The organism is Streptomyces sp. NPDC001222 (assembly GCF_042896945.1).
GTDB classification, from domain to species: Bacteria; Actinomycetota; Actinomycetes; order Streptomycetales; family Streptomycetaceae; genus Streptomyces; species Streptomyces gibsoniae.
The window spans coordinates 39179-64090 of sequence record NZ_JBIAXT010000024.1; the positions used below are offsets into that span (position 1 = coordinate 39179).

The following is a 24912-nucleotide window of genomic DNA, read 5'->3' on the forward strand; positions in this document are numbered from 1 at the left end:
GGTTGCTGACGAGTACTGCTGCTGCGCTGGTGCGACCGCTTCACCCTACTGCGGCCGACGATCACGGTGCGCCCGCACCGCCCCCGACCGTGGCGTCCGGACCGGCGGGTTCCGCACGCGGGACGAGGGAGGCGAAATCCCCGGTGTCCCCGAGGCGAACGAGAAATGGCCGCAGCCGGGTGTAACGGATCGCGGTGATGGAACACGGCTCCACGGAGATCCGCTGGAAGAGGTCGAGATGAAGTCCGAGTGCGTCCGCGACGAGCGATTTGATGATGTCACCGTGAGAGCACATGAGGTACACGGCGTCGGCGCCGTGGTCGCGCTCCACGCGCGCGTTCCACTCCCGTACCGCCTCCGCGGCCCTGGTCTGCATGGCCCGCATCGACTCTCCGCCGGGGAAGGCGGCCGACGACGGATGGGCCTGCACCACCTCCATGAGCGGCTCGTCCTTCAGTTCGGCGAGCTTGCGGCCGGACCAGTCGCCGTAGTGGCACTCACCGATGCGCTCGTCGGTGTGCGCGCGCAGCCCGGGACGGGCGTCGAGGAGTGGCTGGAGGGTCTCCTGGCAGCGTTGCAGGGGGCTGGTGACGACCTCGGCGATCGGTACCTCGGCGAGCCGGCCCGGCAGGGCCGCGGCCTGCGCGGCGCCGCGCTCGTCGAGGGCGACGCCGGGCGTCCAGCCGGCGAGGAGTCCCGCGGTGTTGGCGGTGGAGCGTCCGTGCCGGACGAGGATCAACGTGGGCATGCCGTCCAGCGTACGGGCACGCCTGTGGACCCGGGCCGGGGGAACGGCGGCCGCGCGACGCGGGGGCGCGTGCGCCCGGGCGCATGGGCCCCGGAGTGCGGGCGGGACCGGCTGACGGGAGAATGCGCTCCGTGATCGTCGACTGCGCCATCTACCGCGACGGGCGCCGGACCGAGCGACCCGAGGACCTCTCCGACGCGCTTCAGGAGGCGCGCGCCTCGGCGGACGCTTTCCTGTGGATCGGCCTCTACGAGCCGACGGAAGGCGAGTTCGACCTGGTGACCAAGGAGTTCGGGCTGCATCCGCTGGCCGTCGAGGACGCCCTGAAGGCGCACCAGCGGCCCAAGCTGGACGTGTACGAGGACTCGCTGTTCATGGTGTTCAAACCGGTGTCGTACGAGCCGCACAGCGACACGGTCACCACCGGCGAGCTGATGATCTTCCTCGGCGACTCCTTCGTGGTCACCGTGCGCCACGGCAAGGACATGCCGCTCGGATCCGTCCGGCGGCACCTGGAGGAGCAGCCGGAGATGCTGCGGCACGGGCCGACGGGTGTGCTGTACTCCATCGCGGACTCCGTCGTCGACCACTATCTGGAGGTGGCGACCGAACTGGGGACCGATCTGGAGGAGCTGGAGGCGGAGGTCTTCTCGCCGTCGAGCGGGGGCTCCCGGCACACGGCGTCGCGGATCTACACCTTCAAACGGCAGGTCCTGGAGTTCCGGCGGGCGACGGTCCCCCTGGCGCCGCCGCTGGCCCGGCTGGCGGGCCAGGGAGTGTCCGGCGCGGTGGTGCCGTTCGTGCAGGAGAAGTCGCGCCCCTTCTTCCGGGACGTCAGCGACCATCTGACCCGGGTGAACGAGTCCGTGGAGGCCTTGGACCGGCTGGTGTCCGATGTGCTGTCCGCGCATCTGGCGCAGATGAGCGTCCGGCAGAACGACGACATGCGGAAGATCTCCGCGTGGGCGGCGATGGCCGCGGTCCCGACGATGATCGCGGGCATCTACGGCATGAACTTCCAGCACATGCCGGAGCTGCACTGGGTGGTGTCGTACCCGGCGGTGATCCTGGGGATGGCGGCTCTGGAGGTGCTGCTGTACCGGTTGTTCAAGCGGCGGGGCTGGCTGTAGCAGCGCGACTCATCCGGCGCGCGCGGCTCTTGGCGCTCGGCTCCCAGCGCTCGGCTCGCGGCTCAGGCGTACTGGGGGCCGGGGTCGCGGGTCCGCCGAGGAGGTCGCGGCGGTCCGGCATCCTCAGGGACGCCATGCGGCGCCAGCCGCCGGCGCGCTCATGGCAGTGGAGCCCGTGGATGCCCAAAGTGAGCAGCGCCGACCTGGCCTTCGGCCAGCGCCGGAACGGCTCGTCGTTGTCGAAGATCTCCGGAAACAGGCTCTTGACCGAAAGCATCACTGACGCCTCTCCGCAGGGGTCCGCAAAGAAAGAGTCAAGTGGGGGCCGGTCGAGCGGCGACCCGGGTGCCGGAGAACTCCGTCGAACGCTGGACGCACGGGTGCAGGCCCTGCGTAACCGCGGGCCCGCCCAAGCGTTGTTCACCGTGACGGCCGTGGCGGGGAAGGCCCCCGAGCCCCCACCACGGCCGTGGAGCCCTCTCCGTCGCCCGCTCGTGCGGGTTACGCGAGCCCGGCCCGCTCCAGGGCGTCGGATCCCGCCCGAAGCGAGGCGATCCGCTCGTCCAGGGTGAAGCCCGCGGGGGACAGTGTGAGCGTCGTGACACCGGCCTCGGCGTAGGCCTTCATCCGGTCGGCGATGCGGTCCACGGATCCCAGCAGGGTGGTGCGGTCGATCAGCTCGTGCGGTACGGCGGCCGCGGCGCCCTGCTTGTCGCCGGACAGGTACTTGTCCTGGATCTCGGCGGCCGCCTGCTCGTAACCCATGCGCCGGGCGAGCTGGTTGTAGAAGTTCTGCTTGCGGCTGCCCATGCCGCCCACATAAAGGGCGGTGTAGGGGCGGAAGGTGTCGGCGAGCGAGGGGACGTCCTTGTCGTCGCCGACCGCGATCGGGAGTGTGGGGCACACGTCGAAGCCTTCGAGGGTCTTGCCGGCCTTCTCGCGCCCGGTGCGCAGGTACCGGATCGCCGTCTCCTCGATGTGCTCGGCCGAGGGGAAGATCAGCAGGGCCCCGTCGGCGATCTCACCGGTCTGCTCCAGGTTCTTGGGGCCGATCGCGGCGATGTAGAGCGGGATGTGCTCGCGCTGCGGATGCACGGTCAGCTTGATCGGCTTGCCGGGGCCGTCGGGCAGCGGGAGGGTCCAGTGCTCGCCCTCGTACGACAGCCGCTCCCGCGTCATCGCCTTGCGTACGATCTCCACGTACTCCCGGGTGCGGGCCAGCGGCTTGTCGAACTTGACGCCGTACCAGCCCTCGGAGACCTGCGGCCCGGACACACCGAGACCGAGGCGGAAGCGGCCGCCGGAGAGCGAGTCGAGGGTGGCGGCCGTCATCGCGGTCATCGCGGGCTGGCGGGCCGGGATCTGGAAGATCGCGGAGCCGACGTCGATGCGCTCGGTCTGGGCGGCGACCCAGGTGAGCACGGTGGCCGCGTCCGAGCCGTAGGCCTCGGCGGCCCAGCACACCGCATAGCCGAGCCGGTCGGCCTCCTGGGCCACGGCGAGGTTGTCCGCGTCCATTCCGGCGCCCCAGTAGCCGAGGTTGATCCCGAGCTGCATGGCCGATTCCCCTTACCGATCAGTAACGTCCCTTGTGCGCAGACCTTAGCGCGGGGCGGGCCGGGAAGGGAGAGTCACCCGGGACGTGGCGCGGGTGCCCGGTCGGCGCGGGAGTTATGGCAGGGATGCGCCGTCGGGCGCACGGCGCGGCCGTACGGCGCCGGGTCGCGCCGGGCGGCGAGGAGAGGGAATTCGCCGTGGGCACCGGGGAAATCGGTTGTCCACAGGCAACCCACGCGGCCGGTTCCGGACAGTAATGTCGGCGTTCATGGAGCAGAGGCATCTCGGCCGTACCGGCCTTCGTGTGTCCCGCATCGGACTCGGCACCCTGACCTGGGGGCGTGACACGGACGAGCACGACGCCGCGGAGCAGTTGAAGGTGTTCTGGGAGGCCGGCGGAACCCTCGTCGACACGGCGGACGTGTACGGGGACGGGGAGGCCGAGTATCTGCTCGGACGCCTGATGGAAGGTCTGGTGCCGCGCCGGGATCTGGTCATCTCGACGAAGGCGGGCAGCGTGCCCGACCCCGAGCGCCGTTTCGACGGCTCGCGCGGCCATCTGCTGGCCGCGCTGGACGACTCGCTCGCCCGTCTCGGCACGGACCATGTCGACCTGTGGCACCTCCATGCCTTCGACCCGTACACCCCGCTGGAGGAGACGCTGCAGGCGCTGGACCTGGCGGTCAGCAGCGGCCGGGCGCGGTACGCGGGCGTGTCCAACTTCTGTGGCTGGCAGCTCGCGAAGGCGGCGACCTGGCAGCTCGCCGCGCCGGGTGTCCGGACCCGGATCGCCAGCACTCAGATGGAGTACTCGCTGCTCCAGCGGGGCGTGGAGCGCGAGGTGCTGCCCGCCGCCCTGGACCTGGGGGTCGGGCTGCTGCCGTCCTCTCCGCTGGGCCGGGGGGTGCTCACCGGCAAGTACCGCAATGCGACGCCGTCCGACTCGCGCGGGGCGTCGGAGCATCTGGCCCCGTTCGTCGCGCCCTACCTCGACGACACGGCGAGCAGCATCGTGGACGCGGTGCAGACGGCCGCCGACGGGCTCGCCACGACGCCGCTCCAGGTGGCACTGGCCTGGGTCCGCGACCGGCCGGGGGTGGTCGCGCCGATCGTCGGCGCGCGCAACGCACAGCAGCTCACGGCGGCGTTGTCAGTGGAGACGCTTAGTCTTCCTGACGAGATCTGCCGGGCGCTGGACGATGTGTCGGCCCCGGTGCACCGCTATCCCGATCACGACTGGAGCACGCTGTGAGCACGGACCCGGAAACCACGGAGACCGCCTCCCACCCGGGGGAACCGGCCGACGAGACCGGGACCGGCACCGGCGGGGACGAGACGGTACGGACCTCGGGCGACGCGGGGGCGGCCGAGGAGCCGGCTCCGGGGACCGCAGGAGGGTCCCGGCAGGACGAGACCGAGGGCACCGGCGGCCCGGAGGAGACGGAGTCCGCGTCCGGCTCGGGTGCCGCCGACGGCGGTACGGCCGACGCGGGGGACGGCGAGGGCGCGGCCGCTCAGAAGTCGGAGGCCGAGGCCGAGCTGGCCGCTCAGCGGGTGGAGCGCGAGCGCATCGAGCGGCGGAAGGCGGAGAAGAAGGGGCCGATCGAGGCCGGCGCGAAGCTGAGCGGACAGGCCGCCGATCTGCTCGCGGCCGTGCGGGCCGTCGAGAGCGGTGCGAAGCCGGTGGCGAGCGCCTTCAGCGAGCCGGCGCCCGCCCCGCGCCGACCCGCCCCCGAGCCGGTGCGGCGCCCCGAGCCCGCGCCGTCGCCGAGGGCCGCGGCGGCGCCCGCCGCACGGAGCGTCGCGGCCGTGGGCGCCGTGCTGACCGAGGGCGGCGCTCCCCACGCCCTGGCGCCGCAGGCCGCCGCGGCCCTCGGCGACGGCGCGGACGCTCGTCTGCGGGCGGACCCCTGGCTGTTGCTGCGGATCCCCGGGGTGCGGCCCGAGCAGGCGGACGGGTTCGCCCGGGCTCTGCTCGGCCCCGAGGGCCGGCCGGACGACGAGCGCCGGGCGCGCGCGGTGACGGTCTGGCTGCTGGAGCAGGCGGCCGTGGCCGGGCACACGGCGTTGGAGGCCCCCGCCCTTCAGGCCGCGCTCGCGCAGCGCGCGGTGCCGGACCCGGAGGAGGCGGTGCGGAGCACGGTCGCCGAGGGCGAGGCCCTCGTCTTCCAGGACGCCCTGGAGACGCAGCCCCCGGGCGGCGAGGAGAGCGACGAGGACGGCGAGGGCCGCCCGGTCCGTGTCCTGATCGGCCTGGAGCGGTATGCGCTGGCGGAGGAGAGCCTCGCCGACGGACTGGCCCGGCTGGTCAACTCCGTGCCCAAGGAGACCGGTTCGGCTCAGGACTGGGAAGGTGCGGCCGGCTCGGCGCGCGGCTCGGCGGCGGAGTTGATCCGCGCGGTCGCGGGCCATGGACTGGTGCTCCACACCGGCGGGGAGGCGTCCCGGGCCGAGCCCGCCACGCTGCTGCGTGAGGCCCGCCGGCTGGGTGTGCGGGCCTGGGCCGCCACGCACACCCCGGCCGGACGGGAGGCGCTGCTCGCGGGGCTCGGCGCGGCGGACGCTCCCGGGGAGCGGGCGGACGCGGCGCTCGCCACGGTGGCGGGGCTGCTGTCCGGCGCCGAGGGCCCCGGACGGGACGCGGACGGCGCGCTGGACCTCGACCTGCTCGTCGTGCTGGACGCGCCCCAACTGGACGTCGAGACGGCGGCGCTGCTCATCGAGTCACTCCCCGACGGCGGCCGCCTGGTGCTGAGCGGTGACCCGGGGGTGCTGTGGTCGGCCGGTCCCGGGCGCGTGTTCGCCGATCTGCTCGCCGCCCGGATGTGCCCGCAGATCGCCTCGCGGACCCCCGATCCCGGGCCGCTCGGCGAGTTGGTCTCCTCGATCGGCGTCGGCGAGCTGCCGCAGGTCGACGCGCCGGGCAAGGAGGTGGTGATCGTGCCGGTCCGTGACGCCGGGGAGGCGGTGCACCGGACCGTGCAACTGGTCGCGGACTCGGTGCCGCGGGCGATCGGCATCCCCTCGGACGAGACTCAGGTGATCACGCCGGGACACGGCGGCGCGGCGGGTACGCGGGCGCTGAACGCGGCGCTCAAGGAGCGGCTGAACCCCGGCCCCGGCCGCTTCGGCGGCTTCGACCCGGAAGACCGGATCGTCTACTCCCCCGTCCCGGGCCGGGCGGTCCCGGGACGTGTGGTGACGGCGGACGCGGAGGGGCTGCATCTGGAGTGCGCGGGCGCGGCCGTGGTCGTGCCCAGGGAGCGGGTGGAGCAGTCCGTGCGGCACGGTTGGGCGCTGACCGCGCACCAGGCGGTGGGACAGCGCTGGCCCGCGGTGGTCGTGGTGCTGCCCGGCGATGCCGCAGGAGCGCTGAGCCGGCCGTGGGTGTACACGGCCTTCGGCCGGGCGGCGCGCCATCTGTCCGTGGTGCATGGGGTGGAGCAGGCGCTGCCGCGGGCCGTGGCCGAGATCACGGCCAAGCCGCGGACCACCCGCCTGCCCGTACTGCTCCGGCCTGAGGTGCCGACGACCGAGGAGTGAGGGCGGGGACGGCGCCGGGGCCCTCGGGCCGTACGGCACCGCCACCCGTGTCCGAAGGGCGCGCCGAACCGGGTCCGGCGCGCCCCTCGGTCTAGCGTTCGGCGTCCAGGGGCTCCAGGTCCTCGTCGTCGTCCAGTTCGCCGTGGAGCTCCGGGTCGGGTCCGAGATCCTCGTCGTCCTCGTCCGAGTCGTCGTCGAAGACCGCGCTGACGTCGAAACGGCAGACGACCCGCTGCGGGTCGATCTGCTCGAAGGGCGCCTCCAGCCATTCCCCGGGCTCCGCCGGTTCGTCGGCGGCCGTCACCCACAGGGTGGAGTCGCCCTCCTCGAGGCCGAACTCCTTGTGCCGGGTGGCGATCTCGTCCGGTTCGAACTCGCCGAAGATCACGCCGAGCGCGCCGTGGACGGTGCCGGCCGACGACTCCGGCGGAGCGTCCTCGTCCGCGTCCTCCACGCGCCGCGCCTGCGTCAGCAGCCGCTGCGGCTCCACCACCGCGTAGTCCCGGCGGATCAGCACGCTCAGCGCGTTCGGTTCCTCGGGGCCCGCATACGGCGGAAGTGCGTCTTCCGCACCGGGGATCTCGAAAGGTGTGACCTCGTCGTAGCGGTCGTAGAGGAGTTCGTCGTACTCCTCGGCCGCCGCGGCCAGCTCGTTGAACGCCTCGTAGACGGCCGGGTCGTCCTCGCCCGTCCTGCGCTCGACCGCGGCCAGGTGGCGGTCGAGCGCGGTCTTGACCGCCTCGGCGGCGGCGCGTACCTCGGCAGCGGTGGGCTGCGCAGCATCAGACATAGTGCAGACGCTATCCGTACCGGGCCCCAGCCCGCACAATAGATGCGATGCCGGAATACGAATTTGTCGACGTGTACGTACCGCGCGGGGTGTCCCGCAAGGACGCCACACGTCTGCTGACCGACCACGCCGAGTACGGACACTGGGAGCTGGACCGCCTGAGTCTGCTGCGTGACGGCAGCCGCAAGGTGCGGCTGCGCCGACGGATCATCCGCCAGGTGCGCGCCACGTGGTGAGGTGAAGGAGGCTGAAACGGATCGGGCCCCGCGTCTACGGGGCCCGATCCGTTTCAGGGACGCCACGGGGGAGAATGCGGCGGTTCGGCGCACTGTGTACCGCTTCGCTGAGCGTGGGCGTGCCCGGTCGCTCCCTGCACACACGCGGCGACAGTCCGCGCTCTCCCCCAGGTGACCGGCCGGTGCCTCGACCGCCTCCGGCCCGTCCCCCTTCTGTGTTCGATGCCTTACGCCCTCGCGCGCGCCCTGCGGTAGAGCAGCGCACCGCCGAGCAGAGCACCCGCGCCGGCCGGTGCCAGTGCGCCGAGGGGCAGGTCGCTACCGGTGTGGGCGAGCTGCGCGCCCCCCACGGGCCGGATGACGGACGCCGACCCACCGGGGTGGTTGACGTGCTGGGACCCACCGCCGCCCGGCTGCTGGGGAGTGCCGGGGTTGGCGGGGTTACCAGGGTTACTCGGGTTACTCGGGTTACCGGGGTTGCTCGGGTGGCCGGGGTAGCCCGGGTGTCCAGGGTGGCCGGGGTGCCCCGGGTGTCCAGGGTGGCCGGGGTGCCCAGGGTGACCCGGGTGGCCGGGGTGCCCCGGGTGGCCGGGCGTGCCGCCGCCGGGGAGCTGGTGGCCACCGCCGCCGTTGTCGCAGTGGTTGCCCAGCGCGCCGTTGCCGACTCCGACGACGTTCACGCTGTTGCCGCAGACGTTGACGGGCACGTCCACCGGCACCTGGACGGTGTTGCCGGAGCCGACACCGGGCGAGCCACCGGTGTGACCGCCGGCGTGGGAGCCGCCGGTGTGCGCACCGCCGGCGTGGGAGCCGCCCGTGTTGGCGCACGCGTTGCCCCCCGCGGGGTTGAGCAGTCCGATCACGTTCACGGTGTTTCCGCAGACGTTCACCGGGACGTGCACGGGCACCTGCACGGTGTTGCCGGACAGCACACCGGGCGAGCCCGCGGCCGATCCCTGCGCACCGGAGTCGGCGTGCGCGTAGCCGCCGGTGACGGCGAGGACGCCGGTCGCCGCCGCTACGGTCATCAGGCCCTTGCGGGTGACCTGTCGCATTGCTGAATTCCCTGCCTTCGACGTTGTCGTGAACCTTCTGGAGCGCGTCCGCCCGGACGGACGGAGACGCGGAGGGACCGGTCGGCCCCGGAGCACATGGGACGCGCTCCGGGGCCGACAGGCGCAGCCCCTCGTGGGGTGAGGCCCCTCACGGGGTGAGGCGCAACGTCAGTTGTTGATGCAGGTGTTGCCGAAGGCGGGGTTCAGCAGCCCGATCACCGAGATCGTGTTGCCGCAGACGTTCACCGGGACGTGCACCGGAACCTGGATGACATTGCCGGACACAACGCCCGGGGAGTGCACGGCGGCACCCTGGGCACCCGCGTCGGCGGCAGCCAGACCCGCGCTCGCGAGAACCAGACCACCGGTGGCGGCCGCAGCAGCGACGACCTTCTTGATCATTCTTCCTCCTCGTTGGCAAAGCGATCCAAGCCTCGGACCGCACCCCGTGTAACGAGGAGGGAGTAATGGAGCTACGAGCTTATGGTCGCATTCACCCGTCCCGGTCGACCTCCGTACGCGCTGGCGATTAGTGCAGTCTCGTTTCAGCGCGCAAACCAGGACGGAATCAAGCGAGTTGGGCCGGGTTCAGGACGCGTCGATGAACCGGTCCAGCACCCGCACACCGAACTTCAGGGCGTCCACCGGGACCCGCTCGTCCACGCCGTGGAACATGCCCGCGAAGTCCAGCTCCGGCGGCAGCTTCAGCGGCGCGAACCCGAAGCCGCGGATGCCCAGTTCGTCGAAGGACTTGGCGTCCGTGCCGCCGGAGAGCATGTACGGGATCGCCTTCGCCCCCGGGTCCTCGGCCTGCAGCGCGGACTGCATCGCCTCCACGAGCGCCCCGTCGAAGGTCGTCTCGACGGCCTTGTCCGAGTGCACGTCCTCCCGGCGCACATGGGGTCCGAGGATCCGGTCCAGGTCGGCGAGGAACTCCTCCTCGAAGCCGGGCAGGAAACGCCCGTCGACATGGGCGGTGGCCTCGCCCGGGATGACGTTCACCTTGTAACCGGCGTTCAGCTGCGTGGGATTGGCCGTGTTGCTCAGGGTCGCGCCGATGAGCTTGGCGATGCCGCCGAGCCTGGCGAGGGTCGACTCCATGTCCTCCGGGTCGAGTTCGGTGCCGAGCGCGTCACCGAGTTCGTCGAGGAAGGCCCGGGTGGTCTTGGTGACCCGCACCGGGAACTTGTGCCGCCCGAGCCGCGCGACCGCCTCGGAGAGCTCGGTGATCGCGTTGTCCCGGTGGATCATCGACCCGTGCCCGGCCGTGCCGGCCACGGTCAGCTTCATCCAGTGCATGCCCTTCTCGGCCGTCTGGATCAGATACAGCCGCCGCTGCTCGTTCACGGTGAACGAGAAGCCGCCCACCTCGCTGATCGCCTCGGTCACCCCGTCGAAGAGGCCCCGGTGGTGGTCGACGAGGTACCGGGCGCCGTACGTGCCGCCGGCCTCCTCGTCCGCGAGGAAGGCCAGGACGATGTCGCGCGGCGGCCTGCGCCCGCTGCGCAGCCGGTCCCGGACGACCGCCAGGGTCATGGCGTCCATGTCCTTCATGTCGACGGCGCCGCGCCCCCACACACACCCGTCGGCGATCTCGCCGGAGAAGGGGTCGTGCGTCCAGTCCTGCGCATTGGCCGGTACGACGTCGGTGTGGCCGTGGATCAGCAGCGCGGGCCGCGAGGGGTCCTCGCCCTCGATGCGGGCCACCGTGGAGGCGCGACCCCTGTGCGACTCGAAGATCTGCGGTTCGAGCCCCACCTCGGCCAGCTTCTCGGCGACGTACTCGGCGGCCCTGCGCTCACCGGGGCCGGAGTGGTCGCCGTAGTTGCTGGTGTCGATCCGGATCAGCTCACGGCAGAGGTCCACTACCTCGTCCTCGCCGGTGACGTTCCTGGCCGTGCCCGTCTCGGTCACGCTGTTTCCTCCCGCTGTCACTGCACTGCTGGTGGTCCCCTCATCCTCTCTCCGACCCCCGCCGCACCCCAAGGCACTGTCCGGTCCGTCACGCACCGTTCACGCCGGGACGGGGTGTGATCGAACGCCACCGAAAGCCTGGTAATGTTTCCTTCGTCGCCGCGAGGGAAACCCCGCACGACAGACACCTTGTCCGGGTGGCGGAATGGCAGACGCGCTAGCTTGAGGTGCTAGTGCCCTTTATCGGGCGTGGGGGTTCAAGTCCCCCCTCGGACACATCGTGAGCGGCGTCGACCTGAAGCAGGTCGGCGCCGCTCGTGCTTTCGGGGGGCGGGCCCTCCGGCTGGCCCGGGTGGCGTCGCCGTTCCTAGACTCTGAGGTGTGGCCCGGCCCAACGACGAGGTCGAGGCGCTCCTGAAGGAGTACGCGGACCTCATCGCGATCACGGCAGGCGACGCGTTCAAGGCGCGCGCCTACGAGAAGGCCGCGCGTGCCATCGGCGGATACCCCGACGACATCTCCCGGCTGGACGCCGACGGGCTGCGCGGCATCCCGAACGTGGGCCGGTCGATCGCCGAGAAGGTGCTCGAGTATCTGCACACCGGCTCGGTCTCCGCCGTCGAGGAACGCCGGGCGAGGATCCCCGCCGGGGTGCGCGAGCTGATCACCATCCCCACCCTGGGGCCGAAGAAGGCGCTGCGGCTCTACGAGGATCTGCACATCGGGTCGGTGAACGAGCTGGCCGCCGCGATCGAGGCGGACGCCCTGCGCGATCTGAAGGGCTTCGGCGCGAAGACGCAGGAGAACATCCTGCACGGCATCGCCCTGCTCCAGCAGACGGGCGGCCGTATCCCGCTGCACCTGGCCGTCGACACGGCCGAGCAGATCGTCGCCGAGCTGTCCGGCGTGACCGGCTGCAAGCGCTGCACCTACGCGGGGTCCCTGCGTCGTATGCGGGAGACCATCGGGGACATCGACGTCCTCGTCGCGGCGAAGCGGTCCGCCCCCTTCATGGAGGCGCTGTGCGCGCTGCCGTCGACCGCCGAGGTGATCGCCCAGGGCACGAAGAAGACCTCGATCCGCACCACCAAGGGCGTCCAGGTCGACCTGAGGGTCCTGCCGCCGGACTCGTGGGGGGCCGGGCTGCAGTACTTCACCGGGTCGAAGGCGCACAACATCCGCACCCGCACCCTCGCCGTCCGGCAGGGGCTGAAACTGTCCGAATACGGTCTCTTCGACGTGGACAGCGGCCGGTCGCTCGCCTCCCGCACGGAGGAGGACGTCTATGCGCGGCTCGCTCTGCCGTGGATCCCGCCGACGCTGCGTGAGGACCGAGGGGAGATCGAGGCGGCGCTGCGCGGGGAGCTGCCGGAGGTGGTGACCGAGCGGAGCATCCGCGGGGATCTGCACACCCACACCGACCTCACCGACGGCCTCGCGTCGCTGGAGACGATGGTGGAGGCGGCCGCCGAACGCGGCTACGCGTACTACGCGGTCACCGACCACGCGCCCCGTCTGTACATGCAGCGCATGACGGACGAGAAGATGCTCGCCCAGCGGGAGCGGCTGCGGGAGCTGGACGGCACCCGTCACAAGATGCGGCTGCTGCACGGCACCGAGCTGAACATCGGCCCCGAGGGGGAGGTGGACTGGCCCGACGAGTTCCTCGCGGGCTTCGACCTGTGCGTGGCCTCCCTGCACTCCCACTTCGACCTGGACCGCAAGGCGATGACCAGGCGGCTCGTGCGGGCGTGCGAGAACCCGTACGTCAATGTGATCGGCCATCCGACCACGCGACTGGTCGGCAGGCGGCCGGGGGTCGACGCCGACTGGGACGAGGTGTTCGCGGTCTGCGCCCGTACGGGCACCGCGCTGGAGGTCAACGCCCAGCCCGACCGGCTCGACCTGTGCGACGAGGACATCCTGCGCGCCCGGGAACACGGGGCGAAGTTCGCCGTGAACACCGATGCCCATTCCGTGCCGCACCTCGCCCAGCTGCGCTTCGGCGTCGGCACCGCGCAGCGCGGCTGGCTCACCCCGGAGGACGTCATCAACACCTGGCCACTGCGCAGGCTGCGCCGGTTCCTGGCCAAGGGCAGGTCCGGGTGAGGCGGACCGAATTCTCACCGCACGGCTGACGGCGCCGGGGGCGAGGAGCGCAAGCGGAGTGTGCCGTCGGGGCCGAGGTCGACTCGGGTGCCGAGGGCACGGCTGCATCGGTCGAGGGCGGCCCGCAGCCATGCGGTGTCCTCGGTGGTGGCGTGTTCCAGCCGCATCCTGCGCGACTGAAGGGGCACCATCCGCACACCGGCCAGCCTGCCGGTGTCCGCCTCGACCGAGACCAGGTACACAAGCCGCAGATCGTCCCGGTAGTGCTCGTAGCCGCCGATGCCCTCGTAGTCGTCGACGAGGTCGCCGCAGCCGTAGAGGACGAGCCGGTCGCGGTACGCCTCCAGGGGGCGCGGGTGGTGCGAGGAGTGCCCGTGCACGATGTCCACGCCCGCGTCGACGAGCGCGTGCGCGAACCGCACCTGGGCGCGTGAGACCTCGTAGCCCCAGTTGCTGCCCCAGTGGACGGAGGCGACGGCGAGGTCTCCGGGGCGTCTGTGGCGGCGCAGCCGGTCGGCGAACGCCGCCGCGGAGGCCATCGAGGGGCCGGGCAGGAGGGCGACGCCGGACCGCTGCTCGGTGGCGGCCCAGTGCTCGGGGATCCCGCTGGAGGGCATGCCGAAGGAGAACACCAGCACCCGGCCGCCGCCGCGCAGCGGCACGACCGCCGGACGGCAGGCCGAGGCCGCGTCATGGCCCGCCCCGGCGGTGCGCAGCCCGGCGGCCGCCAGGGCGTCGAGGGTCTCGGCGAGGCCCCGGCGGCCGAAGTCCAGCACATGGTTGTTGGCCAGGACGCAGACGTCCGGGCGGATCGCCGCCAGACAGGGCAGATTGGCCGGAGTCATGCGGTAGTGGACGCCTTTGCCCGGCTCGAAGTCGTCCTCGCGCGTCACGGAGGTCTCCAGGTTGATCACCCGGACGTCGGGCGCGGCGGCCGCGAGGACCGGCAGGGCCTCGCCCCAGGGGCGGGCGAAGTCCGACGGCCGGGGAATCGGCCCGTTCGCCGCCTCGGCCAGGGTGACGTAGTCCCGGGCGTCCTGGACGTACGCCTCCCGCAGTGCCGGGTCACCGGGATGCGGGAGGGTCTGGTCGACGCCCCGGCCGAGCATGACATCGCCGCCGAGGAACAGCGTGACCACGCCCTCGCCCTCGTCCACCCTCCCACGCTAAGGCGGTCGCGTACGCAGGGCGAGAGGCGGCGGCGTACTCCCCCGGGACGCGGACGAGGCGCTACACGTGGGCCGGGGCCATGTGGTCGGTGAACCAGTCGCGCGCCAGGTCGGTCACCACCTCCAGGGTGCCGGGTTCCTCGAACAGGTGGGTGGCGCCGGGGACGATGGCGAGGTGGTTCTCGCAGTGCAGCCGGGCCTGCGCCTGGCGGTTGAGGTCGATCACGATCGGATCGGCGCCGCCGACGATGAGCAGCGTGGGGGCGGTCACCGCCGGCAGCCGGGGCCCGGCGAGGTCGGGGCGGCCGCCTCGGGAGACCACCGCGGCGATACGGGCCTCGGGCTCCGCGGCGGCCCACAGGGCGGCGGCGGCGCCGGTGCTGGCGCCGAAGTAGCCGACGGCCGGGCTCTCGTACCCGGCCCGGGTGCGCAGCCAGTGGGTGGCGTCGGTCAGCCGTCCGGCGAGCAGGCCGGTGTCGAACACATTGGCCCGGTCCTGCTCCTCCTCCTCGGTGAGCAGGTCGAACAGCAGGGTGCCGAGTCCGGCCCGGTTCAGGCCGCTCGCCACGAACTGGTTGCGCGGGCTGTGCCGGCTGCTGCCGCTGCCGTGCGCGAACACCACGATCCCGGGCGCGTCCTCGGGCACGGCCAGCTGCCCCTTGAGCCGCACGGCCCCGGCGGTCACCTCGACCTCCGTGTCCGGGGACCCGGAGGGGGCGGCGGCCGAGGAGGGGCGGCCGGCCGCCCGCCTCAGGCAGTCGGCGACCTCCTCGTCGTCGGTCTGTGCGAAGTCGGCGTAGAACTGGCCGATCGCGAAGAATTCGCGCGGTGTCGCCACGGACACCAGTTCGTCGGCCTCCCCGCCCAGCCGTTCGATCCAGTCGCTCGGGGCGACGGGGACCGCCAGCACGATCCGCTCGGCACCCCGGGCGCGGGCGATCCGGCAGGCCGCCCGGGCGGTCGACCCGGTGGCCACCCCGTCGTCGACCACGACCACGGTCCGGCCTTCGACGGAGACGGGCTCGTACGTGCCGCGGTAGCGCCGGCCGCGCTGTTCGAGGACGTCACGTTCGTGTTCCTCGACCTCGGCGAGTTCCTGCCGGGTGACACGTGCCTCGCGCACCACGGCGTCGTTGATGACGCGCACGCCGTCCTCGCCGATGGCTCCCATCCCCAGCTCGGGCTGGAACGGCACGCCGAGCTTGCGGACGAGGCAGACGTCGAGCGGCGCGCCGATCGCCCGCGCGACCTCGAAGGCGACCGGAACCCCGCCCCTGGGCAGTCCCAGTACGACCGCGTTCCGGCCCCTGAGGTGCTCAAGGCGTGTGCCCAGTTGCCGGCCCGCTTCCTGACGATCCATGAAGAGCACGGCTCGGCCTCCTCACTCCCGGGGCAGCCACAGCGGGGCGGGTGGGGCCTCCTCCGGCGCTCCGGCCTCCTCGATGTCTCCCGCGGCTGCCCGCAGCAGCTTCTGGCCCATCGCGATCAGCGCGCGCCCGGCGGCGAGTTCGTCGCCGATCTCGGGCACCGCCATGTCGTAGGGGTTGCGGTGTGCCGCGGCACAGCTCTCCATCAGGTTGTCACCGGTGTCCAGGACGACCCGGGCCGTGGTGGCGGGGTCGTGCTCGGAGAGGTAGAGACGCAGGTTCCACTCCTTGGCGGCGGGTGGCAGGCTGCGGGTGGCTCGGGTGGACGTCATCTTCCGTACCTCCTCACACCGGTGCCGTGCGGCGCCGAAGAGGCGCGCACGCCCCTCCTCCACTGTGACTCCGATGGGTCGGGTGCGCACACAACCGGAACCGAAACCCCGCGCGCCCGCCCGTCCGGCGGGGGGCCGTGCCCCACCGGGCACAATGGCGGTCATGACCACGCGTTCCTGCCCGTGCGGGCTGCCCGAGGCGTACGAGAAGTGCTGCGGCCGTTTCCACACGGGTGCCGCGGCGGCGCCGACCCCCGAGGCGCTCATGCGGTCGCGGTACAGCGGGTTCGTCCGGGGGGACACGGCGTATCTGCTGCGGACCTGGCATCCGCGCACCCGGCCCGAGCCGCTCGATCTCGACCCCGGGATGCGCTGGACGGGACTGGAGATCCTGGAGACGACGGGCGGGTCCGCGTTCCACACCACGGGGACGGTGACCTTCCGCGCCTCGTATCGGGGCGGCGCCCTGCACGAACGCAGTCGGTTCGAACGTGTGGACGGGGCCTGGGTGTACGTCGACGGGGACTTCCTCGACTGAGACGGGCCGAGGCACGACGGGGGCGGGTACGGCCGGCAGCCGGGGCCGGTCTCCGGTCCTCCCCAGGGGGTGTCTGACGGTTCGCGCCGGATCAGCGCGCGGCGTCCGACGCAGGGGCACCTCCCGGCGGTAGCCGGGGGAGCATCGCAAGGCGGAGGATCATCCGCGTACCGGACTACTCGGGTGATCCGGCAACGCGGCGATGTGCCGTGCCTGGGGGCACCTCCCAGCCGCCGGGCCGGGGGAGTCGCGCGCCCGGCGGGAATCGTCAGACACCCCCTAGGGCGCCAGTACGTCCAGCTCTTGCAGGGCGCCGACGGTGATCTCGCGGGTCAGCTGTTCCGCGCGGGCCGCGTCGCCCTCCCGTACCGCCTCCGCGACCTGGACGTGCAGGGTGACCGCGGCCGGGTCGGGGTCCTCGAACATCACGTCGTGGTGGGTGCGGCCCGAGAGGACCTCCGCGACGACATCGCCGAGGCGGGCGAACATCTCGTTGCCGGACGCGGTCAGGATCGTCCGGTGGAAGGCCACGTCGTGGACCAGGTATCCCTCCAGCTGATGGCCGCGTGAGTTGGCGACCATGCCGAGGGCGCACTCGGTCAGCTCGGCGCACTGCTCGGCCGTGGCGCTGCGGGCGGCCAGGCCCGCGGCCACCGGTTCGATCGCCGAGCGCAGCACGGTCAGCGAGCGCAGCTGGTGCGGGCGGTCGGCGCCGGCCAGGCGCCACCGGATGACCTGGGGATCGTAGACGTTCCACTCGGCCTTGGGCCGCACCGTCACGCCCACTCTTCGGCGGGACTCCACCAGGTGCATCGACTCCAGGACCCGGACCGCCTCGCGCATCACGGACCTGGAGACCTCGAAGTGCTGGGCGAGTTCGTCGGTGCGCAGCACGCTGCCCGGCGGGTACTCGCCCGCGGTGATCGCGGGGCCGAGGGTGTCGAGTACACGGCCGTGCAGTCCCCGGCCCGGAGTGGTCATGTGCTCAGCGTACGAGGCGGGTCACGGAATGAAAAAGTCAGACTTATTTGTCACAGGGGCTTGAATTCGTCGTACCTAATCGGTTTCAGTGACGTCGACATCAGATGTCGACGAAGACAGCGAGAGCACGATGCACCAAGTGCGCACCCCCCATGTCGTCGTGGTCATGGGCGTCGCGGGCACGGGCAAGACCACGATCGGTCCCCTGCTCGCGGCCCGGCTCGGCGTTCCCTACGCCGAGGGCGACGACTTCCACCCCCCGGCCAACATCGCCAAGATGTCGGCCGGTGTTCCGCTCGCCGACGAGGACCGGTGGCCCTGGCTGGACGCCATCGGCGCCTGGGCGCACGGGCGGGCGGGGCTCGGCGGGGTGGTCAGCAGCTCGGCGCTGAAGCGGGCGTACCGCGACCGGCTGCGAGCCGCTGCTCCCGGGGTCGTCTTCGTGCACCTCACGGGCGACCGGAAGCTCATCGAGGACCGCATGGCGCATCGCCAGGGGCACTTCATGCCCACCGCGCTGCTTGACTCCCAGTTCGCCACGCTCCAGCCGCTGGAGCCGGACGAGACGGGAGTGGCGGTGGACGTCTCGGGCAGTCCCGAGGAGATCACCGCCCGCGCCGTGGACGCGCTGCGCGACCTCGAAGAGTCCTCCGCGCAGCCCTCGCAGTAACACCCGGCCCCGGGCGCCGCCTGTGCAAGGGCGCGACTCCCGAGGCCGGTCCTCCCCACCAGAAACCGAGAGTTCCTCTCCCCACCTCACCCAAGGGACCCCCGTGACCAGACTCAGCGTCGAGATGCTGGCAGCGGACACCGTCGAGCCGATCACATCGGCGGGCCACGCTCAACTCGGCATCGCGGCGGTGGCGGGCATCGCCGTCATCGTCCTGCTCATCACCAAGTTCAAGCTTCACGCCTTCCTGGCACTGACCGTCGGCTCGCTCGCGCTGGGCGCGTTCGCCGGGGCACCGCTCGACAAGGCCATCACCAGCTTCACCACCGGGCTCGGCTCGACCGTCGCCGGTGTGGGCGTCCTGATCGCCCTGGGCGCCATTCTCGGCAAGCTGCTCGCCGACTCCGGCGGCGCGGACCAGATCGTCGACACGATCCTCGCCAGGGCGAAGGGCCGTGCGATGCCGTGGGCGATGGTGCTGATCGCCTCGGTGATCGGTCTGCCGCTGTTCTTCGAGGTCGGCATCGTGCTGCTGATCCCCGTCGTGCTCATGGTCGCCAAGCGGGGCAACTACTCCCTGATGCGGATCGGCATCCCGGCCCTCGCGGGTCTGTCCGTGATGCACGGTCTGATCCCGCCGCACCCCGGGCCGCTGGTCGCGATCGACGCCGTCAAGGCCAATCTCGGTGTGACGCTGGCGCTCGGTGTGCTGGTGGCGATCCCGTCGGTGATCATCGCAGGTCCGCTGTTCTCGAAGGTCGCGGGCCGGTGGGTGGACGCGCCGGTGCCGGAGCGCATGCTCCCGCCGCGCGCCTCCGAGGAACTCGAGAACCGTCCCGGCTTCGGCGTCACGCTGGCCACCATGCTGCTCCCGGTCGTCCTGATGCTGTCCAAGGCGCTGGTCGACATCGTCGTGGACGACCCCGCCAAGATGGTGCAGCGCGTCTTCGACGTGATCGGCTCCCCGCTGATCGCCCTGCTCGCCGCCGTGATCGTCGGCATCTTCACGCTGGGCCGCCCGGCCGGGTTCAGCAAGGAGCGGATCGCGGGAACCGTCGAGAAGGGGCTCGGCCCCATCGCCGGCATCCTGCTCATCGTGGGCGCGGGCGGCGGCTTCAAGCAGACGCTGATCGACTGCGGCGTGGGCCAGATGGTCCTGGACATATCGAAGCACTGGTCGATCCCGGCCCTGCTGCTCGCCTGGCTGATCGCGGTGGCGATCCGGCTCGCGACGGGTTCGGCGACCGTGGCGACCGTCTCGGCGGCCGGTCTGGTCGCGCCGCTCGCGGCCGACATGTCGACCACCCACACCGCCCTGCTGGTCCTGGCCATCGGCGCCGGCTCGCTGTTCTTCAGCCATGTCAACGACGCCGGCTTCTGGCTGGTGAAGGAGTACTTCGGGCTGAGCGTCGGAGAGACCGTCAAGACCTGGTCCGTCATGGAGACCATCATCTCGGTGGTCGCCGGCGCCCTGGTGCTCCTGCTGTCCCTGGTCGTCTAGGAGTACGGCGATGACGGCTCACCCGCTCTTCGACATCACCGGCCGCCGGGCGCTGGTGACCGGCTCCAGTCGCGGCATCGGGCTCGCCCTCGCCCGCGGTCTGCTGGAGGCCGGCTGCACGGTGGTCCTCAACGGACGCGATCCGGACCGGCTGGCGCAGTCCGCGGCACGGCTGCCCGGGGACGTGCACACGGCCGCGTTCGACGTGACCGACGGTCCCTCGGTGGCCGCGGGCATCGCGGATGTCGAGGAGCGGGTCGGGCCGCTCGACATCCTGGTCAACAACGCGGGCGTGCAACTGCGCGCCCCGCTCCTGGAGTTCTCCGACGCCGACTGGCACCGGATCCTGGACACCAATCTCACCAGCGCGTTCCTGGTGGGCCGGGAGGCGGCCCGGCGGATGACCGAGCGCGGTCACGGGAAGATCATCAACATCTGCTCGCTGCAGAGCGAGGTGGTCCGCCCGGGTATCGCGCCCTACGCGGCCACCAAGGGCGCGCTGAAGATGCTCACCAAGGGCATGTGTGCGGACTGGGGCCCCCACGGGGTGCAGGTCAACGGGCTCGGGCCCGGCTACATCGAGACCGAGCTGACCCGGCCCCTCGTCGAGGACGAGGAGTTCAGCGCCTGGGTGCGGCGACGCACCCCGGCCGGCCGCTGGGGGCGCACGGAGGATCTGGTCGGCGGGGTGCTGTTCCTCGCCTCCCCCGCGGCGGACTTCGTCGGCGGGCAGGTGCTGTACGTCGACGGCGGCATGACGAGCGTGCTGTGAACGGTGCGTGAGGCGGAAGGGGCTTCGATGCTCGGTTGTGTGATCCACGGACAGGGCGACCTGCGCGTGGACGAACTGCCCGTCCCGGTGCCCGGCCCCGGCGAGGCGCTGGTCGCCGTCCGCTACGGCGGTGTGTGCGGCTCGGACCTGCACTACTGGCGGCACGGCGGGGTCGGCGACTTCCGGCTGCGGGAGCCGCTGGTGCTCGGCCACGAGGTGGTCGGCACGGTCGTCTCCTACGGCGAAGGGGCGTCAGGTCCCGCGGCGGGCACCCCGGTCGCCGTGCACCCGGCCACTCCGTGCGGCCTCTGCCCGGAGTGCGCGGACGGCCGGCCGAACGTGTGCCGGGACACCCGCTATCTGGGCAGTGCGGCCCGCCACCCGCACGTCCAGGGCGCCTTCGCGGCCCGTGTGACCGTCCCGGCCGGACAGCTGCGGCCGCTCCCGGCCGGTCTCGCACCGCGCCGCGCGGCACTCGCCGAACCGCTGGCGGTGGCGATGCACTCGGTGCGGCGGGCCGGTGCCGTGGCCGGACGGCGGGTGCTGGTCACCGGGGCCGGGCCGATCGGCGCTCTGGTGGTGGCGGCCGCGAAGGCGGCGGGCGCGGCCTCGGTGACGGTCACGGATCCGCAGCCCCGGGCGCTGGAGTTCGCCGCGGCGGCGGGCGCCGACACCCTCGTACGGGCGGACGACCCGGACGACGCCGGATGGCCCGTGGACGTCGAGGCGGCGATCGAGGCCTCCGGGACCGCCGCCGGGCTCGACACCTGTCTGCGGCTGGTGCGGCGGGGCGGAGTCGTGGTCCAGCTCGGCATGCTGCCGCCGGGGCACAGTCCCTTCGCGGGGAACCTGGTGGTCAGCCGGGAGATCGAGCTGCGCGGGGCATTCCGCTTCGACACCGAGTTCGACGACGCGCTCCGGCTGCTCGCGGCCGAGCCGGCGTTCGACGCGCTGATCAGCACGGTGGTGCCGGTGCGGGCTGCCGAGTCGGCGTTCACCCTGGCCGCGGATCGCAGCCGGTCCTGCAAGGTGCTGCTGGACTTCGGGGATTGACGGTGGGCGGCCGCCCCGCCCGGCGGCTACGGCCGCCACAGCGGATGTTCCCGCTCCGCCCAACCACGGCTGACCAGTCCCGTCCGCAGCCCGTGCCGGGCCTCCGGGTCCCCGAGGGCCATGCCGACGTGGCCGGCGAGGACCACCCCGATCGTCAGGGCGAGCCAGTCGTGGACGAACGTCGCCGACGTGCGCCACACCAGGGGGGCGAGGTGGGTGAACCACATCAGCAGCCCCGTGCCCAGCATCACCAGCGTGGCGCCCGCGATCCAGGCCGCGTACGTCTTCTGGCCCGCGTTGAACTTGCCCGCGGGACGGGACGCGCGGCGCCGGTCGCGGCGCAGGGCCGCGCGCAGCCACACCCGGTCGTGCGGATCCCAGCGGTTGAGACGGCCGAGGTCCGCGCGGAAGGCACGGGAGGCCAGACCCGCCAGGACGGGGACCGGGAGCAGCAGCCCGGCCCACTCGTGGACCCGAACGACCAGTTCCCGGCGGCCCACCAGCTCCGCGAACTCCGGGATGTAGAGACAGGCGGCGGTGGCCACGCACACGCCCATCAGCGCGGCCGTCGCCCGGTGCACCCAGCGCTCCGCGCGGGTGAAGCGCCGTACCCGGGCGGGGGCGGCGGCGGAGACGGGGTGCGCGGCGTCAACTCGTGGGGGCATCGTCCCGTCCGTTCGACCGGCCGACCCAGGCGTCGACGTCGTATCCCCGGTCCTCCCAGTACCCGGGACGCACGTCCCGGGTGACCGTGATGCCGGAGAGCCATTTGGCGGACTTGTAGAAGTACATGGGCGCCACATACAGCCGCACCGGGCCGCCGTGGTCGTGGGTGACCGGCTTGTCCTTCATCCGGAGGGCGACCAGGACGTCGTCGCGGCGCGCCTGTTCGAGGGTGAGGCTCTCGGTGTACGCCCCGTCGAAGCAGGTGAAGCGGACGGCGCCGGCGGAGGAGCGGACCCCCGCGGCGTCGAGCAGCGCGGCCAGCCGTACTCCTTCGAAGGGTGTCTTCGGCACCCGCCAGCCCGTGACGCACTGGACGTCGTGCACCAGCCGGGTCTGGGGCAGGGCCCTCAGGTCGGCGAGCGTGTAGGTCTTCGGGTGGTCGACCAGGCCGTCCACGGTGAGGCGGTAGTCGGTCTCGCCCCGGTTCGGCACGGACGCCGTCACGGAGTAGTAGCGGAAGCCGCCGCCGTTGGGCAGCAGTCCGGTCAGGCCCGTCGGGTCCTTGCCGGAGACGCTGCCGAGGAAGCCCTCCAGGCCGCGCTGGAGCGTGGGAGCGGCGACGACACCGAGCGCGCCGAGTCCCAGGGTCCCCAGCAGGAGCCGGCGGCCGATCGGGGTGCCGGTCGCGGGGGGCTCGGGTGTCTCCCGGTCCGCGGGCTCCGGTGCGTCCCGCTGTTCGGGTCGTTCAGAGTTCACAGACCGATTCGAGCACCCGGCACCCCCTCGGGGCCAGGGGGGACGGGTGCACGTCAGGAATCCGTCATAACTTCACACCTCGTTCTCAGGAAGCGGGCCCTTCCCAGAGCGCTCTCCACCCGCTATCCGATCGCCCGCGCCGCCGCGCGTCCGGCCGTGCGTCCCGAGAACAGGCAGCCGCCCAGGAATGTGCCCTCCAGGGAGCGGTAGCCGTGCACCCCGCCGCCGCCGAAGCCCGCCGCCTCGCCGGCCGCGTACACGCCCGAGAGCGGGTCGCCGCCCTCGGTCAGCACCCGTGCGGAGAGATCGGTCTCCAGGCCGCCGAGCGTCTTGCGGGTGAGGATGTTCAGCCGCACCGCGATCAGGGGGCCCGCCTTGGGGTCGAGGATGCGGTGCGGGGCGGCCGTGCGGACCAGGCGGTCGCCGAGGAAGCGGCGGGCCCCGCGGATCGAGGTCACCTGGAGGTCCTTGGTGAACGGGTTGAGGATCTCCCGGTCGCGCGCGACGATCTCACGGCGCAGTTCGGCCTCGTCGATGAGCGGCTCCTCGGTGAGCGCGTTCATGCCGCGGACGAGCGCCCCCAGGTCCTTCTCGACCACGAAGTCGACGCCGTGGTCCATGAACGCCCTGACCGGCCCCGGCACATCCGCGCGGGCCCGTCCGAGCACCTCCCGGACCGACTTGCCGGTCAGGTCGGGGTTCTGCTCGGAGCCCGAGAGCGCGAACTCCTTGCCGATGATCTTCTGGTCGAGCACGAACCAGGTGTGGTCGTACCCGGTCCCCATGATGTGTTCGAGGGTGCCGAGGGTGTCGAAGCCGGGGAAGAGCGGGACGGGCAGGCGCCGGCCGCGGGCGTCGAACCAGAGCGAGGAGGGGCCCGGCAGGATGCGGATGCCGTGGTTCTCCCAGATGGGGTCCCAGTTGTTGAGCCCCTCGGTGTAGTGCCACATGCGGTCGCGGTTGATCAGCCGGGCGCCCGCCCTCTCGGCGATGCCCAGCATCTTTCCGTCGACGTGCGCGGGCACGCCGGAGACCATCCGCTCCGGCGGACTGCCGAGGCGCTCGGGCCAGTGGGCGCGAACCAGGTCGTGGTTGCCACCGATGCCGCCCGAGGTGACGATCACCGCCTGCGCCCTGAGCTCGAAGGCCCCGGTGACCGTGCGGCTGCTGGCCCTGCCCCGCGCCACGTCCGAGGGCTCCAGGACCTCGCCGGTGACGGTGTCGACGGTGCCCGCGCTGCGCGAGAGACCGGTGACCCGGTGACGGAACCTCAGCTGGACGAGACCGCGCGCGACCCCGGCCCGCACCCGCCGTACGAACGGTGCGATCACCCCGGGACCGGTCCCCCAGGTGATGTGGAAACGGGGGACGGAGTTGCCGTGGCCGGTGGCGTCGTAGCCGCCACGTTCGGCCCAGCCGACCACCGGGAAGAAACGGACGCCCTGCCGGTGCAGCCAGGCCCGCTTCTCCCCGGCCGCGAAGTCGACGTACGCCTCCGCCCATTTCCGCGGCCAGTGGTCCTCGGGGCGGTCGAACGCGGCGGTGCCCATCCAGTCCTGCATGGCCAGGGCGTGGCTGTCCCGGATCCGCATCCGGCGCTGCTCCGGCGAGTCGACGAGGAAGAGGCCGCCGAAGGACCAGAACGCCTGGCCGCCCATCGACTGTTCGGGCTCCTGGTCCAGCAGGATCACCTTCCGGCCCGCGTCGACCAGTTCCGCGGTCGCGGCGAGCCCGGCGAGGCCCGCCCCGATCACGATGACATCAACGTCGTAGGCCATGGGCCGGTTCCTCTCGCCGTGACGACCAGTCGGTTCGGGGGTTACCGACGGGTCAGATCCTTCGGCAGGAAGAGTGACGGCGTCAACCGCCTGCTTCCGGGAACCCGGCGCCGTCCGCACTTTCGCGCGCGGGCCGTCAGGGGCGGGCGGAGCCCGACCGGAAGCGGTCAACCCCGGGCGGGCGCCCGGCCGGGGCGTTACAGTCGGCGTGATACGCATCCCGTGACCCCGCTGAATCATCGAGGTA

23 protein-coding genes, 1 tRNA gene and 1 pseudogene are annotated in these 24912 nt (G+C 72.3%); 11 read left to right on the forward strand and 14 right to left on the reverse strand.

Translation table 11 applies throughout. The annotated features are described in order from the left end of the window. Positions 1-61: 61 nt before the first annotated feature. Positions 62-748: a histidine phosphatase family protein gene (locus tag ACFY2Z_RS27915; RefSeq protein ID WP_390746846.1), complete on the reverse strand. Its 687-nt coding sequence runs from the start codon at positions 746-748 to the stop codon at positions 62-64. 131 nt (positions 749-879) lie between these two features. On the opposite strand from ACFY2Z_RS27915, the gene corA reads away from it, so the two are divergent. Continuing rightward, a complete protein-coding gene (gene corA / locus ACFY2Z_RS27920) occupies positions 880-1878 on the forward strand; it encodes a magnesium/cobalt transporter CorA (RefSeq protein WP_390746847.1) in 999 nt (332 codons plus the stop codon). A 73-nt stretch (positions 1879-1951) separates the two neighbouring features. On the opposite strand, the pseudogene ACFY2Z_RS27925 reads toward corA, so the two are convergent. Together ACFY2Z_RS27925 and ACFY2Z_RS27930 are read right to left on the reverse strand one after the other, a co-directional pair. Beyond that, a pseudogene (locus tag ACFY2Z_RS27925) lies at positions 1952-2095 on the reverse strand (ferritin-like domain-containing protein); the annotation flags it as partial. Positions 2096-2379: 284 nt separating this feature from the next. Further along, a complete protein-coding gene (locus ACFY2Z_RS27930; protein WP_390746848.1) occupies positions 2380-3435 on the reverse strand; it encodes an LLM class F420-dependent oxidoreductase in 1056 nt (351 codons plus the stop codon). A gap of 268 nt (positions 3436-3703) precedes the next feature. On the opposite strand from ACFY2Z_RS27930, the gene ACFY2Z_RS27935 reads away from it, so the two are divergent. Both ACFY2Z_RS27935 and ACFY2Z_RS27940 read left to right on the forward strand, forming a co-directional pair. Next, positions 3704-4687, forward strand: a complete 984-nt coding sequence (locus ACFY2Z_RS27935) for an aldo/keto reductase (RefSeq protein ID WP_390746849.1) — start codon at positions 3704-3706, stop codon at positions 4685-4687. Next, positions 4684-6978 carry a helix-hairpin-helix domain-containing protein gene (locus tag ACFY2Z_RS27940; RefSeq protein WP_390746850.1) on the forward strand — a complete coding sequence of 765 codons (2295 nt, stop codon included), beginning with the start codon at positions 4684-4686 and terminating at the stop codon, positions 6976-6978. Before ACFY2Z_RS27935 ends, ACFY2Z_RS27940 begins: the two co-directional genes overlap by 4 nt. A 91-nt stretch (positions 6979-7069) precedes the next feature. Here ACFY2Z_RS27940 and ACFY2Z_RS27945 read toward each other — a convergent pair whose 3' ends face one another. After that, positions 7070-7768 (reverse strand): hypothetical protein, encoded by a 699-nt coding sequence (locus tag ACFY2Z_RS27945; protein WP_390746851.1) that lies wholly within the window; start codon positions 7766-7768, stop codon positions 7070-7072. 47 nt (positions 7769-7815) lie between these two features. On the opposite strand from ACFY2Z_RS27945, the gene ACFY2Z_RS27950 reads away from it, so the two are divergent. Then, a complete protein-coding gene (locus ACFY2Z_RS27950) occupies positions 7816-8004 on the forward strand; it encodes a DUF5703 family protein (RefSeq protein WP_030053310.1) in 189 nt (62 codons plus the stop codon). A 227-nt stretch (positions 8005-8231) separates the two neighbouring features. On the opposite strand, the gene ACFY2Z_RS27955 is transcribed toward ACFY2Z_RS27950, so the two are convergent. The 3 genes from ACFY2Z_RS27955 to ACFY2Z_RS27965 all read right to left on the reverse strand — a co-directional run bounded on the left by ACFY2Z_RS27955 (position 8232) and on the right by ACFY2Z_RS27965 (position 10973). Next, entirely contained in the window at positions 8232-9059 is an 828-nt protein-coding gene (locus ACFY2Z_RS27955; protein WP_390746852.1) for a chaplin, read from the reverse strand. A 168-nt stretch (positions 9060-9227) separates the two neighbouring features. After that, a complete protein-coding gene (gene chpH / locus ACFY2Z_RS27960) occupies positions 9228-9461 on the reverse strand; it encodes a chaplin ChpH (RefSeq protein WP_355908973.1) in 234 nt (77 codons plus the stop codon). A 186-nt stretch (positions 9462-9647) separates the two neighbouring features. Next, entirely contained in the window at positions 9648-10973 is a 1326-nt protein-coding gene (locus ACFY2Z_RS27965; protein ID WP_390746853.1) for a M20/M25/M40 family metallo-hydrolase, read from the reverse strand. Between the two features lie 191 nt (positions 10974-11164). On the opposite strand from ACFY2Z_RS27965, the gene ACFY2Z_RS27970 reads away from it, so the two are divergent. Then, a tRNA-Leu gene (locus ACFY2Z_RS27970) sits at positions 11165-11249 on the forward strand. A gap of 105 nt (positions 11250-11354) precedes the next feature. Continuing rightward, a complete protein-coding gene (gene polX / locus ACFY2Z_RS27975) occupies positions 11355-13082 on the forward strand; it encodes a DNA polymerase/3'-5' exonuclease PolX (RefSeq protein ID WP_390746854.1) in 1728 nt (575 codons plus the stop codon). Between the two features lie 14 nt (positions 13083-13096). On the opposite strand, the gene ACFY2Z_RS27980 is transcribed toward polX, so the two are convergent. From ACFY2Z_RS27980 to ACFY2Z_RS27990, 3 genes are all read right to left on the reverse strand, one after another. Further along, positions 13097-14239 carry a CapA family protein gene (locus ACFY2Z_RS27980; RefSeq protein WP_390746855.1) on the reverse strand — a complete coding sequence of 381 codons (1143 nt, stop codon included), beginning with the start codon at positions 14237-14239 and terminating at the stop codon, positions 13097-13099. 73 nt (positions 14240-14312) lie between these two features. Beyond that, entirely contained in the window at positions 14313-15620 is a 1308-nt protein-coding gene (locus ACFY2Z_RS27985) for a phosphoribosyltransferase family protein (RefSeq protein WP_390746856.1), read from the reverse strand. Between the two features lie 12 nt (positions 15621-15632). Continuing rightward, a complete protein-coding gene (locus ACFY2Z_RS27990) occupies positions 15633-15950 on the reverse strand; it encodes a dsRBD fold-containing protein (protein ID WP_390746857.1) in 318 nt (105 codons plus the stop codon). Between the two features lie 163 nt (positions 15951-16113). Between ACFY2Z_RS27990 and ACFY2Z_RS27995 the strand changes: the two genes are divergently transcribed. Then, the gene (locus ACFY2Z_RS27995) at positions 16114-16488 is read left to right on the forward strand and encodes a YchJ family protein (RefSeq protein ID WP_390746858.1); all 375 of its coding nucleotides are present in this window, start codon (positions 16114-16116) and stop codon (positions 16486-16488) included. A 279-nt stretch (positions 16489-16767) separates the two neighbouring features. On the opposite strand, the gene ACFY2Z_RS28000 is transcribed toward ACFY2Z_RS27995, so the two are convergent. Continuing rightward, positions 16768-17469, reverse strand: a complete 702-nt coding sequence (locus ACFY2Z_RS28000) for a FadR/GntR family transcriptional regulator (protein ID WP_390746859.1) — start codon at positions 17467-17469, stop codon at positions 16768-16770. Positions 17470-17599: 130 nt separating this feature from the next. Here ACFY2Z_RS28000 and ACFY2Z_RS28005 point away from each other — a divergent pair, with 130 nt between their 5' ends. From ACFY2Z_RS28005 to ACFY2Z_RS28020, 4 genes are all read left to right on the forward strand, one after another. Next, positions 17600-18139, forward strand: coding sequence for a gluconokinase (locus ACFY2Z_RS28005; protein WP_390746860.1), 540 nt, complete (start codon positions 17600-17602; stop codon positions 18137-18139). A 103-nt stretch (positions 18140-18242) separates the two neighbouring features. Then, on the forward strand, positions 18243-19640 hold the full coding sequence (locus tag ACFY2Z_RS28010; protein WP_390746861.1) for a gluconate:H+ symporter: 1398 nt from the start codon (positions 18243-18245) through the stop codon (positions 19638-19640). A gap of 10 nt (positions 19641-19650) precedes the next feature. Then, positions 19651-20412 (forward strand): SDR family oxidoreductase, encoded by a 762-nt coding sequence (locus tag ACFY2Z_RS28015; RefSeq protein WP_390746862.1) that lies wholly within the window; start codon positions 19651-19653, stop codon positions 20410-20412. Positions 20413-20439: 27 nt separating this feature from the next. Continuing rightward, positions 20440-21465: an L-idonate 5-dehydrogenase gene (locus ACFY2Z_RS28020; protein ID WP_390746863.1), complete on the forward strand. Its 1026-nt coding sequence runs from the start codon at positions 20440-20442 to the stop codon at positions 21463-21465. Between the two features lie 26 nt (positions 21466-21491). Here the strand turns inward: ACFY2Z_RS28020 and ACFY2Z_RS28025 are convergent, their stop codons facing one another. The 3 genes from ACFY2Z_RS28025 to ACFY2Z_RS28035 all read right to left on the reverse strand — a co-directional run bounded on the left by ACFY2Z_RS28025 (position 21492) and on the right by ACFY2Z_RS28035 (position 24665). Continuing rightward, the gene (locus tag ACFY2Z_RS28025) at positions 21492-22130 is read right to left on the reverse strand and encodes a cytochrome b/b6 domain-containing protein (protein ID WP_390746864.1); all 639 of its coding nucleotides are present in this window, start codon (positions 22128-22130) and stop codon (positions 21492-21494) included. Further along, the gene (locus ACFY2Z_RS28030; RefSeq protein ID WP_390746865.1) at positions 22114-22887 is read right to left on the reverse strand and encodes a molybdopterin-dependent oxidoreductase; all 774 of its coding nucleotides are present in this window, start codon (positions 22885-22887) and stop codon (positions 22114-22116) included. Before ACFY2Z_RS28030 ends, ACFY2Z_RS28025 begins: the two co-directional genes overlap by 17 nt. A gap of 122 nt (positions 22888-23009) precedes the next feature. After that, positions 23010-24665 carry an FAD-binding dehydrogenase gene (locus ACFY2Z_RS28035; protein WP_390746866.1) on the reverse strand — a complete coding sequence of 552 codons (1656 nt, stop codon included), beginning with the start codon at positions 24663-24665 and terminating at the stop codon, positions 23010-23012. Positions 24666-24912 lie beyond the last annotated feature (247 nt).

Bases quoted from the DNA above. Each gene is read 5' to 3' on its own strand.
- ACFY2Z_RS27915 (WP_390746846.1), bottom strand. From the start codon at position 748: ATGCCCACGTTGATCCTCGTCCGGCACGGACGCTCCACCGCCAACACC.
- ACFY2Z_RS27930 (WP_390746848.1), bottom strand. From the start codon at position 3,435: ATGCAGCTCGGGATCAACCTCGGCTACTGGGGCGCCGGAATGGACGCG.
- ACFY2Z_RS27935 (WP_390746849.1), top strand. From the start codon at position 3,704: ATGGAGCAGAGGCATCTCGGCCGTACCGGCCTTCGTGTGTCCCGCATC.
- ACFY2Z_RS27945 (WP_390746851.1), bottom strand. From the start codon at position 7,768: ATGTCTGATGCTGCGCAGCCCACCGCTGCCGAGGTACGCGCCGCCGCC.
- ACFY2Z_RS27950 (WP_030053310.1), top strand. From the start codon at position 7,816: ATGCCGGAATACGAATTTGTCGACGTGTACGTACCGCGCGGGGTGTCC.
- ACFY2Z_RS27955 (WP_390746852.1), bottom strand. From the start codon at position 9,059: ATGCGACAGGTCACCCGCAAGGGCCTGATGACCGTAGCGGCGGCGACC.
- chpH (WP_355908973.1), bottom strand. From the start codon at position 9,461: ATGATCAAGAAGGTCGTCGCTGCTGCGGCCGCCACCGGTGGTCTGGTT.
- ACFY2Z_RS27990 (WP_390746857.1), bottom strand. From the start codon at position 15,950: ATGACGTCCACCCGAGCCACCCGCAGCCTGCCACCCGCCGCCAAGGAG.
- ACFY2Z_RS27995 (WP_390746858.1), top strand. From the start codon at position 16,114: ATGACCACGCGTTCCTGCCCGTGCGGGCTGCCCGAGGCGTACGAGAAG.
- ACFY2Z_RS28000 (WP_390746859.1), bottom strand. From the start codon at position 17,469: ATGACCACTCCGGGCCGGGGACTGCACGGCCGTGTACTCGACACCCTC.
- ACFY2Z_RS28005 (WP_390746860.1), top strand. From the start codon at position 17,600: ATGCACCAAGTGCGCACCCCCCATGTCGTCGTGGTCATGGGCGTCGCG.
- ACFY2Z_RS28015 (WP_390746862.1), top strand. From the start codon at position 19,651: ATGACGGCTCACCCGCTCTTCGACATCACCGGCCGCCGGGCGCTGGTG.
- ACFY2Z_RS28020 (WP_390746863.1), top strand. From the start codon at position 20,440: ATGCTCGGTTGTGTGATCCACGGACAGGGCGACCTGCGCGTGGACGAA.
- ACFY2Z_RS28025 (WP_390746864.1), bottom strand. From the start codon at position 22,130: ATGCCCCCACGAGTTGACGCCGCGCACCCCGTCTCCGCCGCCGCCCCC.
- ACFY2Z_RS28035 (WP_390746866.1), bottom strand. From the start codon at position 24,665: ATGGCCTACGACGTTGATGTCATCGTGATCGGGGCGGGCCTCGCCGGG.